The sequence below is a fragment of the Microbacterium sp. No. 7 genome (assembly GCF_001314225.1).
GTDB lineage: Bacteria > Actinomycetota > Actinomycetes > Actinomycetales > Microbacteriaceae > Microbacterium.
The window spans coordinates 1,207,071-1,218,431 of record NZ_CP012697.1; the positions used below are offsets into that span (position 1 = coordinate 1,207,071).

Here is an 11,361-nt window from a genome sequence, read left to right on the forward strand (position 1 = left end):
GGAGCCCGCGCCTCGGAGGACCCGTCGCCGGGACGGCCCGGGAAAGAAGGGGGCGAGGGGCGGCGATGCCGCCCCTCGCCACGCGAGCGGTTACCCGAAAACCTGCTCGCACTGCCGCACGCGACCCGAACTAAGAAGGGGTGCGGCAAAACGGGGGATTGTCCACGTACCCAGTCTTGTCGAGTCGCACGGGTCTGTCTGTAGGTATTTTGGGGGACAAGGATCGGCCCCGCGCCGTGCTCAGCCGGTGAACCCGCGCCAGCCCAGCTCGCGCCGCAGCGGGCGGCGCAGCGCGCGCGCCGAGACCTCCCACGCCGACCTCCCCGCCGTGTCCTCGGCGACGGCGCCGGCCTCCTCGACGCGGTAGGCCTCGCTCACGACCGCGATGACGGCCGCGATCTCCTCGGGCGTCGCGGCGCCGCGCAGCACCTCGACGCGTGGTGCGGGCTCGGTGTCGGGAACGCTGTCCGGCCCGTTCGCAGGCCCGCTCACAGGGGGATGTTCCCGTGCTTCTTGGCGGGGAGCTCGGCGCGCTTGCCGCGCAGCGCGCGCAGCGCCTTGGCGATCGAGACGCGCGTGCCGGCCGGCTCGATGATGGTGTCGATCTCGCCGCGCTCGGCGGCGAGGAACGGCGACGTGACGTTGTAGGTGTACTCGTTCGCGAGGCGCGTGCGCACCGCCGCGACGTCTTCGCCGGCCTCCTCGGCCTTCTTGATCTCGCCGCGGTAGAGGATGTTCACGGCGCCCTGACCGCCCATGACCGCGATCTCGGCCGTCGGCCAGGCGAGGTTGACGTCGGCGCCCAGCTGCTTGGAGCCCATCACGATGTAGGCGCCGCCATAGGCCTTGCGCAGGATGACGGTGACCAGCGGCACCGTGGCCTCCGCATACGCGTAGATGAGCTTCGCGCCGCGCCGGATGACGCCCGTCCACTCCTGATCGGTGCCGGGGAGGTAGCCGGGCACGTCGACGAGCGTCACGATCGGGATCGAGAACGCGTCGCAGAACCGCACGAAGCGGCTCGCCTTCTCGCCCGCCTCGATGTTGAGGGTGCCGGCCATCTGCGAGGGCTGGTTGGCGATGATGCCGACCGAGCGCCCCTCGACGCGGCCGAAGCCGATCACGATGTTCGGCGCGAACAGCGGCTGCACCTCGAGGAACTCGCCGCCGTCGACGATGCCCGAGATCACCTGGTGGATGTCGTAGGGCTGGTTGGGGGAGTCGGGGACGATCGCGTTGAGGGCGCGATCGGCGTCGGTCGTCTCCCACTCGAAGCTGTGCTCGTACTCGGGGGTCTCCGCGAGGTTGTTGTCGGGCAGGTAGCTCAGCAGGGCGCGCGCGTAGTCGATCGCGTCGTCCTCGTCGCTCGCGAGGTAGTGCGCGACGCCCGATCGCGTGTTGTGCGTGTAGGCGCCGCCGAGCTCCTCCATGCCGACGTCCTCGCCGGTCACGGTCTTGATGACGTCGGGTCCCGTGACGAACATCTGGCTCGTCTTGTCGACCATGATGACGAAGTCGGTGAGGGCCGGCCCGTACACGGCGCCGCCCGCCGCAGGCCCCATGATGATCGAGATCTGCGGGATGACGCCCGACGAGCGCGTGTTGAGGCGGAAGATCTCGCCGTACTTGCTGAGCGCGAGCACGCCCTCCTGGATGCGCGCGCCGCCCGAGTCGAGGATGCCGACGATGGGCAGTCCATTGCGCAGCGCGAAGTCCATCACCTTGATGATCTTGTTGCCCGAGACCTCGCCGAGCGAGCCGCCGAAGGTCGTGAAGTCCTGCGAGTAGGCGGCCACGACCCGTCCGTGGATGCGGCCGATGCCGGTGACGACCGAGTCGCCGTAGGGGCGCGTGCGGTCCATGCCGAACGCCGTCGTGCGGTGCCGCACGTACTCGTCGAGCTCGACGAAGCTGCCGGGATCCATGAGCAGCTCGAGTCGCTCGCGGGCGCTCATCTTGCCCTTGGCGTGCTGCTTCTGCTGTGCAATCTGCTCCGGGCCGGTGACGGCCTCGTGGAAGCGGGCGCGCAGGTCGGCGATCTTGCCGGCGGTGGTGGAGATATCGGGCAGGTCGGTCACGCGTTCCACCCTAGCGACCGTGCGTAGGCTGGTCATCATGGAGCCCTTCGACAACGGATATCCCCTCGCGGCGGCCGTCACGCCGCGCCTGCAGGTGGCCGGGACGGTCGACTCGACCAACACGAAGCTGCTGCGCGACGCCGAGGACGATCCCGCGGGACATCCGCACCTCTCGGTCCTGGTCTCGACCGACCAGCGCGCGGGCCGCGGGCGCCAGGAGCGCGTGTGGACGACGCCCCCCGGCACGGCGCTCGCCGTCTCCGTGCTGCTGCGCGTGGACGCCGTCGAGGTGCGCGACCGCGGATGGATCCCCCTCGTCGCGGGCCTCGCGATGACGCGCGCCGTCGCGGCCCAGCTGCCGGGGCTGACGACCGGCCTGAAGTGGCCCAACGACGTGCTCGTCGAGGAGCACAAGATCAGCGGCATCCTCGCCGAGGTCTCGCACGCCGACCCGATGGCGGTCGTGGTCGGCGCGGGCGTGAACACGCTCATGACCGCCGATCAGCTCCCCGTGCCCACCGCGACGTCGTTCGCCGCGCTGGGCCGGGGCGTCGACGCCGACCGGCTGTTGGCCGACTACCTGACGCAGCTGCGCGACGGCATCGCGCGGCTCGCCGTGGGCGGCGGCCCGGCGGTGCACGGCGAGGTCTCGCGGGCGTGCCTCACGATCGGCCGCGACGTCACGGTGTCGCTGCCGGGCGGCGCCGCGGCCCGCGGCATCGCCGAGGAGCTCGACGAGCAGGGACGCCTCGTGCTCGACGAGGGGACCGTCGTGTCGGCCGGCGACGTCGTGCACGTGCGCTGAGCCGGCACGCGCGCCGATGCGGTGCGCGTCCGCCGTTCTGGCGCGCCGTGGGCGATCGCGCACGCGGCGGCCGATCTGGCGCACAATGGTGCTGTGACCCAGCCGACCGCGCATCTCGGGCACGTGCCCGCGCCCGCTCCGGGCGCCGTCGCGCCCGAGCTGCGGCTCGTGCGGCTGCGCCGGCACGCGCGCCGGCTGTTCTGGTCGGCGCTCGTGCTGATCGCCGTCAGCGCCCTCGTGGGCTACTACTCGGGCAACCTGCCGCGGGCGGTGACCGAGATCGTGCCGTTCGCGGACATCGTGATGTGGGCGCTCGCGGGGCTCGTCGTGCTGCTGCTCGTCGTGCTCCCGTACCTGCGGTGGCTCGGCCACACCTACACGATCACGACCCGCCGCGTCGTCGAGCAGTCGGGCATGCTGCGCCGCCAGCGCCGCGAGGTCGCGCACGCGCGCGGCTACGCCGTGACGCTGCGTCTCGGGCCCGTGCAGCGGATGTGGGGCACGGGGACGCTCCTGCTCGACCCCGGCGGCGAGCCGCCGCTGCGCATCGTCGACGTCCCGTCGGTCACGCTCGTCCACGAGACGCTCGTCGACCAGGTGGAGGTCGGCCAGATCCTCGCCCACCGCGACGCCCACGCGACGTCGGTGCTGCCCGACAACCGGTGAGCGCGCGGCCGGTGAGCGCGCAGCCGCGGCGCTGCGCGGCCGTGGCATCCGCGATCGCGCGTCATGCGCGAAGATGGACGCGGACGAAAGGGGAGCCATGGCACTGCGCGTCGGCATCGTGGGAGGCGGACAGCTCGCACGCATGATGATCGCTCCGGCGGTCGAGCTCGGCGTCGAGGTGCGCGTGCTCGCCGAGCAGGAGGGCATGTCGGCGGCGCTCGCCGCGACGGCCGTGGGCGACTACCGCGACCCGGAGACCGTGCGGGCGTTCGCGCGCGACGTGGACGTCGTGACGTTCGACCACGAGCACGTGCCGCAGGAGGTGCTGCGCGCGCTCGTCGCCGACGGCGTCGCCGTGCACCCCGGCCCCGATGCGCTGCTCTACGCGCAGGACAAGCTGCGCATGCGCGCGCGGCTCGACGAGCTGGGGATGCCGCAGCCCGAGTGGGCGGCGTTCGACGACGCCGCGGGGCTGCAGGCGTTCCTCGACGCCCACGGCGGGCGGGCGGTCGTGAAGACGCCGCGCGGCGGCTACGACGGCAAGGGCGTGCGCGTCGTGTCGCGCCCCGACGAGGTCGCCGACTGGCTCGAGCCCGGCGAGCCGCTGCTCGCGGAGGAGCTCGTCGACTTCACGCGCGAGCTCGCGCAGCAGGTGGCGCGCCGCCCGTCGGGCGAGCGCGTCGTGTACCCGGTCGTCGAGACCGTGCAGCGCGACGGCGTGTGCGCCGAGGTCATCGCCCCCGCGCCGCACGCCCTGGGGCGGCTGACCGAGGTCGCCGCCGAGATCGGCGAGGCGATCGCCGAGGGGCTCGGCGTGACGGGCATGCTCGCCGTCGAGCTGTTCGAGACGAGCGACGAGCGCCTGCTCGTCAACGAGCTGGCGATGCGGCCGCACAACAGCGGGCACTGGAGCCAGGACGGCGCCGTGACGAGCCAGTTCGAGCAGCACCTGCGCGCCGTGCTCGACCTGCCGCTCGGCGACGCCGTGCCGCGTCAGCCGTGGGCGGTCATGGTGAACATCCTCGGCGGCCCGCAGACCGACACGATCGCGTCGCGCCTGCCCGCCGTGCTGCAGGCCCACCCGGCGGTGAAGGTGCACACGTACGGCAAGGACCCGCGCCCCGGCCGCAAGGTCGGCCACGTCAACGCCCTCGGCACCGACCTGGACGCCGTCGCCTACGAGGCCCGCGCCGCCGCCGCCTTCTTCGACGACTGACCGTACCTCCGTCTCCCCCGCCCCCGCCCCACCCTCCCCGAGAGCGCAACTGCGCGCCGAGAGTGCATCTGCCGGCCGAGAGTGCATCTGCCGGCCGAGAGCGCATCTGTGCTTCGCATGCTCGGCCGGCAGATGCACTCTCGCGAGCCGTGGATGGGGCCGGACGGGGCGGGGCGGGGGATGGGACCGCGGGTGGGGACCGCGGGTGGGGACCGGGGTGCGGCGTTGGGGGGAATCCACAGGCGTACGGCCTACCCTTGACGGGTGACCCGGCCGCTGCACTCCTCCTCGTCCCCCCTCGTCGGCGTCGTCATGGGATCCGACTCCGACTGGCGCGTCATGAGCGATGCCTCGCAGGTGCTCTCCGACTTCACGATCCCGCACGAGGTCGAGGTCGTCTCGGCCCACCGCACGCCCGACAAGCTCATCCGCTACGGCCGCGAGGCCCGCGCCCGCGGGCTCAAGGTCATCATCGCGGGCGCCGGCGGCGCCGCGCACCTGCCGGGCATGCTGGCATCCGTCACCGCCCTGCCGGTCATCGGCGTGCCGGTCAAGCTCGCCTCGCTCGACGGCCTGGACTCGCTGCTCAGCATCGTGCAGATGCCCGCCGGCATCCCCGTCGCCACCGTCTCCATCGACGGCGCCAAGAACGCCGGGCTGCTCGCCGCGCGCCTGCTCGGCGCGTTCGACGAGCGGCTGGGCGATCGCGTCGAGCAGTACGCCGCGGCCCTCGAAGGGCAGGTGGAGGAGAAGAACCTCCGGCTCAAGGAATCCCTGTGAGCGTTGCCGCCCCGACACGCCCGCCGCACGTCGCGGCGGGGACGGGCGCGCCGATCCGCCGGCCCGACGTCTCGTCGCCGGAGGTGATGACGCGGCGGGCCTGGTGGCTCGTCATCCTGAACGTGCTCGTGCCCGGCTCGGCGCAGGTGCTCGCGGGGAGCCGCCGGCTCGGACGCTTCGGCCTCGGCGCGACCCTGCTGCTGTGGACGCTGCTGATCGTGCACGCTGTGTGGGCGCTCACGTCGTGGACGTCGCTGCTCGGCTTCTACGCGGGCGCCTGGGTGCCCGACGCGGTCGGGCTGCTGCGCGCGGTGCCGCTGCTCGTGCTGCAGGCGCTGCTGTTCGGCTACGCGCTGCTGTGGGCGGTGCTGACGATCGACACGCTGCGCCTCACGCGCCTCGTGCACGTGCGCGCCGCCGCACGGCTGCCCGTCGCGCTGCTCGCGGTCGTGCTGCTCGTGGTCACGAGCGGCGTGGCGGTGTGGGCGGGGCAGCGGGTCGGCTCGCTGCGCGACACGCTCGCGACGCTCTTCGCCACGAGCGCGCCGAGCGTGCCGCCCTCCGACGGCCACTACAACATCCTGCTGCTGGGCGCCGACAGCGGCGACGGCCGCGACTCGATGCGCTTCGACTCCATCTCGGTCGTGTCGGTCAACGCCGAGACCGGTGCCCTGACGATCGTCGGCATCCCTCGCGACCTCTACGGCCCGCCGTTCTCGGAGGGCCCCATGAACGACCTCTACCCCGACGGCTTCGAGGGGTACGAGTCGGAGACGTGCGGCTGGACGGCCGGCATCAACCAGCTGATGAACGCCGTCGAGGTGTGCCGTGAGGACGGCGGCACGGGACTGTTCCCGGATGCCGCGGCGCGCGGCTCGTCGCCCGCGATCGAGGCGACCAAGCAGGCGGCCGAGGGCGTTCTCGGCATCGAGATCCCGTACTACGTCTTCATCGACATGCACGGGTTCGCCGACCTCATCGACGCCCTGGGCGGCGTGGAGATCACGGTGCAGGAGCGCCTGCCGAAGGGCGGCGGCCCCGCCTACGACGGCCAGTCCGCCGACGAGTGGGCGATCGGCTGGATCGAGGAGGGTACGCAGCACATGGACGGCGACACCGCCCAGTGGTACGCGCGCTCGCGCTACACGACGAGCGACTGGGACCGCATGCGCCGTCAGCGCGAGCTGCAGCAGGCGATCCTCGCGCAGATGAACCCGATGAACGTGATGCTGCGGTTCCAGGAGGTGATGTCCGCGGGGCGCGACCTCGTGAGCACCGACCTGCCCGCCTCGATGCTGCCCTACTTCGCCGAGCTCGCGCTCGACGCCAAGGGACAGCCCGTGACGACCCTCGAGCTCACCCCCGAGGGCATCGGGATCGACCCCGACGACCCCGATCCGGGCGACTGGGACGTCGTCCGCGAGACGCTGCACGACATCCTGCACCCGCCGGCCCCCGAGGAGTGACCGTGACGGTCACGCTGCGGATCGTGCTCGACCAGGTCGCGGCCCCGACCGACCCGGACCTCGCCGCCGCGTCGGCCGAGCTGGCGCGGGCGCTCGTGCGCACGGCGCCGGACGGGTGCGAGGTCGCGGGCATCGTGCCCGCCGGCGACGCCGCGTCGCTCGAGGCCGAGGTGCCCGGGCTCGCGGGCGTGCGCCGCGCGCCGCTGCCGCGCCGGGAGCTCGCGATCGCGTGGCAGATGGGCATGGGCGGGGGAGAGGCGGGCGGCCTCGTGCACGCCCCCAGCCTGATGGCGCCGCTCGTCAGGCACGACCGCGTGCACGACGCCGACCAGACGGTCGTGACGATGTGGGACCTCGCGGCGTGGGAGCGGCCCGACGAGCTGCCGAAGTCGTTCGTCGCGTGGCAGCGCGGCATGCTCAAGCGGGCCGTCAAGCACGCGGATGCCGTGGTCGTCCCCACCCACGCGACGGCGGAGCGCGTCGCGGAGCTCGGCGCGTTCGGCGAGCGGGTGCGCGTCATCGCGGGCGCCCCGCCCGAGGAGTTCGCCGTTCCCGCCGACGATGTCGGCCGCCGGCGGGTGCTCGAGCTGCCCCACGCCTACGTGCTGACCTCGGGCTCGTCGCGGCCGTCGTCGCGGCTCGCCGACGCGTTCCGGGCGTTCGCCGCCGCGGCCGGCGCCGAGCCCGTCGTTGTCATCGGCGTGCCCGCCGGCGACGAGGCCGCGGTGCGTGCGCTCGCGGCGCAGGCCGGCATCGGCGACGACCGCCTGTTCGTGCGGGGGGCGCTCGACCGCTTCGACCGGGCGGCCGTGCTGCGGGCCGCGCGCGTGCTCGTGGCGCCGTCGACGGCGTCGGACTTCCCCTGGCGCGTCGTCGAGGCGCTGCGGCTCGGCGTGCCGGTCGTGGCGAGCGACAGCGCCGTGCATCGCGACGTCGTCGCCGACGGCGGAGCGCTCGCCGACGAGCCCGCCGCCGAGGGGCTCGCCGCGGCGCTGGAACGGGCTCTCGGGGGCGCCGAGGCGCGCCGGATGAAGGTGCTGTCGGCCGATCGCGGCCGCGCGTTCTCCTGGCTGAGCGCCGCGGAGAAGGTGTGGCATCTGCACGCCGAATTGTGACCGAAGTTTGTTTTTTCTCGGCGTGTCGCAGCAGACGAATTCTGTCTTCGGGTGGTAGTTGAGCGCAACTTCAGTAACAATGACCCCATGCGTCCCAGCCGTCCCTCCTCCCTCACGCGCTCGTTTCGCCTCCTCGCCGGTGCCGCGGCCGCCCTGCTGATCGCCGGCGTCGCGAGCGTCGCGACCTCCGCTCCCGCGCAGGCGGCCGCGCTGCCCGACTCCATCAGCGGCGGCGGCTACATCATCAGCGACGACGAGTTCTTCCGCACCGGAACGATGACCTCCGACGAGATCCAGGCGTTCCTGGAGAGCAAGGTGCCGTCGTGCAAGGCGACGAGCGGGCCGCCGTGCCTCAAGGACTTCCGCGCCGACATGGGCTCGGTGTCGGCGGACAAGTACTGCGGCGCGATCGAGGGCGGCACGGGGCTGCGCGCGAGCGACATCATCGCGCGCGTCGGCGATGCCTGCGGCATCAACCCCAAGGTCATCCTCGTGATGCTGCAGAAGGAGCAGGGGCTCGTGCTCTCGTCGCAGCCCTCCGACTGGTCGTACCGCGCGGCGATGGGACAGATGTGCCCCGACGACGCGCCGTGCGACGCGGCGGCCGCGGGCTTCGTGAACCAGGTGCGCCTCGGCACTCGCCAGCAGCAGATCTACGTGCAGAACCCGGGCTCGTTCCGCTACAAGGCGGGACAGACCAACACGATCCAGTGGAGCCCGGACAAGAGCTGCGGCACGTCGGAGGTCTACATCGAGAACCAGGCCACGGCCAACCTGTACAACTACACGCCCTACCGGCCGAACGCGGCGGCGCTCGCCGCCGGCTACGGCACGGGCGACCGGTGCTCGTCGTACGGCAACCGCAACTTCTACCTGTACTACGTCGACTGGTTCGGGCGCGACGGCTCGGGCACGGTCGGGCAGCCGGCGGGCTCGGGCGCCTGCGCCGTGCCGGTCGACGTGCAGGACGCCGCGGGCGCCGTGATCGTCGACACCGACCTCATCAACGCGCGCCAGGCGCCGTCGACCGACTGCACGAGGGACGTCGTGCAGTTCTCGCGCGGCCAGGTCGCGAAGCGCACGGGCGTCTACGGGCAGTGGTGGCGCGTGTCGATCGACGGCAGCACCTACTGGATGCACAGCGACTTCCTGGCCGAGGAGCCCGCGCCGCCCTACACGACCGCGCGCATCGCGGGCGACGACCGCTACGCGACGTCGGCCCTCGCGTCGGCCGCCGCGTTCCCGGGCGGCGCCGACGTCGTCTACCTCGCCTCGGGCGCCGACTTCCCCGACGCCCTGGCGGCCGCGGCCGCGGCGGCGGGCGACGACGCGTCGCTGCTGCTGGCATCCCGCACGGGCCTGTCGGCCGCGGTGCGCGACGAGCTGCAGCGCCTCGCGCCGCAGTCGGTCGTGCTCGTGGGCGGCACGGGCGTGCTGGGCGCCGAGGTCGTGGACGCCGTGGCCGCCGCGCTCCCGGGCGCCGACGTGCAGCGCATCGCGGGCGAGAACCGCTACGAGACCAGCCGGCTGCTCGCGAGCGAGGGCCGGTCGACGGCGGCGACGATCTACGTCGCGGCCGGGCGCACGTACGCCGACGCGCTCGTCGCCTCGGCGGTCGCCGGGGCCGAGAACGCGCCCGTGATCCTCGTCGACGGCGCCGCCGACGGGCTCGACGCGGCGACGCTCGACACGCTGCGCAGCCTCAGCGTCGGCAACGCCGTCATCGCGGGCGGCACGGGCACCGTGAGCAGCGGGGTGGAGAGCGCCCTGGCGTCGTCCGGCATCGCGGTGACGCGCCACGGCGGCGCCGACCGCTACGCGACGAGCCAGCTGCTCAACGCGGCGTCGTACGGCGGCAGCGTGCCCCGCGCGTACGTCGCGACGGGCGTCGACTTCCCCGACGCGCTCTCCAGCGCCGTGCTGGCGGGCACGACCCGCGCGCCGCTGTTCTCGCAGCCCGCGGCGTGCATGACGGATGCCGCGAAGGACTTCTTCCTCGCGCGCGGCACGTCGACGGTCACGCTGGTCGGCGGCACCGGATCGCTCAGCGACGCCGTCGCCCGGTCGGAGCGCTGCTAGCGGCCGGCGCCGGCGACACCGCGGCCGGCGTCGGCGGGACCCGTCAGACGCCGGCCCGCCGGTAGACCTCTTCGAGCGCGGCGCGCACGGCCGCCGGGTCGAAGCGGCCCGCGACGGTCGCGGCGACCTGCTCGGCCGTGCGGTCGGCGGTCGCCGCCAGCAGCGACGCGACGGCGTCCGCGTAGGCGCCCGCGTCGGCGCTCTCGACGAACCGGCTCACGGCCGGGTCCGCGTAGTCCACCGCGCCGGTGCGCGCTCCGCTGACGATCGGCCGGCCGTGCACGAGCGCCTCGGCGGCGACGACGCAGAAGTTGTCGCCCCGGGTGGGCAGCAGCAGCAGGTCGGCGGCCTCGTAGCGCCGGTCGAGCTCCGGCCCCGGGAGCGTGCCGGTCAGATGCACCCGGTCGAGGACGCCGAGGTCGGCCGCCCGTCGCCGCACGGCGTCGCGCAGGGGACCGTCGCCGACCCACGTGAGATCGGCGTCGACGCCGCGCGCGCGCAGCGCGGCGAGCGTCTCGACGGCCGTCAGCGGTCCCTTGCGGTCGATCAGCCCGCCGACGCCGATGAGGCGATTCCGGCGCGGCAGCGGTCGCACCTCGACGGGCGGGACGACGCACGGCACGATCGCGAGGGGGCCGCGGCGGCTCCGGGCGATCGCGTCGGCGAGGCGCGACGACTCCGCGACGACGACGGCGGGGCGTCTCAGCAGGGGCAGCAGCCCGCGCAGCGCCGCCCGCTCGAGCCGGGGGCGCGTCTCGGGCGACGTGATCGCCGACCAGTGCTCGGAATGCACCCAGGGCCCGCGGGCGGGCCGGCCGACGAGCCACGGGATCAGGCCCGTCAGGGCGTGAGTGTGCACGACGTCGGCGGACGCCCGGCGCACGGCCCGCCGGGCGCGCACGTAGTCGAGCGGGTTCGCCCGGCGCAGGGCGAGCCGTCGCACCGTCGCACGTCCCGGCACCGGCGCGCGACCCGGGCGTCCCGACCAGTCGAGGTGCAGCACGCGCACGTCGTGGGCCTCGGCGAGGGCCTCGGCCTCGCGCGCGACGAAGACGCCGGACTCGGGGGCATCCGCGGTCGGGTACCACGGCGTCACGACGAGGATCCGCACCCTGCGAGGGTATCAAGCCCGCCGTCTCCTACACTGTTAGGGTTT

Annotated in this window: 10 protein-coding genes; 7 read left to right on the forward strand and 3 right to left on the reverse strand. The window is 73.7% G+C overall.

Features of this window, described 5'->3' with window-relative positions; genetic code table 11:
• Nucleotides 1-240: 240 nt before the first annotated feature.
• Nucleotides 241-492 (reverse strand): acyl-CoA carboxylase subunit epsilon, encoded by a 252-nt coding sequence (locus AOA12_RS05330; RefSeq protein ID WP_054680981.1) that lies wholly within the window; start codon nucleotides 490-492, stop codon nucleotides 241-243.
• A complete protein-coding gene (locus AOA12_RS05335) occupies nucleotides 489-2,114 on the reverse strand; it encodes an acyl-CoA carboxylase subunit beta (protein ID WP_054680982.1) in 1,626 nt (541 codons plus the stop codon). The genes AOA12_RS05330 and AOA12_RS05335 overlap by 4 nt, the downstream gene beginning before the upstream one ends.
• Nucleotide 2,115: 1 nt before the next feature.
• Between AOA12_RS05335 and AOA12_RS05340 the strand changes: the two genes are divergently transcribed.
• The 7 genes from AOA12_RS05340 to AOA12_RS05370 all read left to right on the forward strand — a co-directional run bounded on the left by AOA12_RS05340 (nucleotide 2,116) and on the right by AOA12_RS05370 (nucleotide 10,205).
• A complete protein-coding gene (locus tag AOA12_RS05340; RefSeq protein WP_054680983.1) occupies nucleotides 2,116-2,883 on the forward strand; it encodes a biotin--[acetyl-CoA-carboxylase] ligase in 768 nt (255 codons plus the stop codon).
• A 93-nt stretch (nucleotides 2,884-2,976) separates the two neighbouring features.
• The gene (locus AOA12_RS05345) at nucleotides 2,977-3,549 is read left to right on the forward strand and encodes a PH domain-containing protein (protein WP_054680984.1); all 573 of its coding nucleotides are present in this window, start codon (nucleotides 2,977-2,979) and stop codon (nucleotides 3,547-3,549) included.
• A 73-nt stretch (nucleotides 3,550-3,622) separates the two neighbouring features.
• Nucleotides 3,623-4,765 carry a 5-(carboxyamino)imidazole ribonucleotide synthase gene (locus tag AOA12_RS05350; RefSeq protein WP_082405976.1) on the forward strand — a complete coding sequence of 381 codons (1,143 nt, stop codon included), beginning with the start codon at nucleotides 3,623-3,625 and terminating at the stop codon, nucleotides 4,763-4,765.
• 312 nt (nucleotides 4,766-5,077) lie between these two features.
• Nucleotides 5,078-5,545: a 5-(carboxyamino)imidazole ribonucleotide mutase gene (purE, locus tag AOA12_RS05355; RefSeq protein WP_054686803.1), complete on the forward strand. Its 468-nt coding sequence runs from the start codon at nucleotides 5,078-5,080 to the stop codon at nucleotides 5,543-5,545.
• A complete protein-coding gene (locus AOA12_RS05360) occupies nucleotides 5,542-7,011 on the forward strand; it encodes an LCP family protein (protein ID WP_054680986.1) in 1,470 nt (489 codons plus the stop codon). Before purE ends, AOA12_RS05360 begins: the two co-directional genes overlap by 4 nt.
• Nucleotides 7,012-7,013: 2 nt before the next feature.
• Nucleotides 7,014-8,126: a glycosyltransferase gene (locus tag AOA12_RS05365; protein WP_054680987.1), complete on the forward strand. Its 1,113-nt coding sequence runs from the start codon at nucleotides 7,014-7,016 to the stop codon at nucleotides 8,124-8,126.
• Nucleotides 8,127-8,213: 87 nt separating this feature from the next.
• Complete coding sequence (locus AOA12_RS05370; protein WP_054680988.1) at nucleotides 8,214-10,205, forward strand: cell wall-binding repeat-containing protein; 1,992 nt, start codon at nucleotides 8,214-8,216, stop codon at nucleotides 10,203-10,205.
• A 43-nt stretch (nucleotides 10,206-10,248) separates the two neighbouring features.
• On the opposite strand, the gene AOA12_RS05375 is transcribed toward AOA12_RS05370, so the two are convergent.
• Nucleotides 10,249-11,316, reverse strand: a complete 1,068-nt coding sequence (locus tag AOA12_RS05375; protein ID WP_054680989.1) for a glycosyltransferase family 4 protein — start codon at nucleotides 11,314-11,316, stop codon at nucleotides 10,249-10,251.
• Nucleotides 11,317-11,361 lie beyond the last annotated feature (45 nt).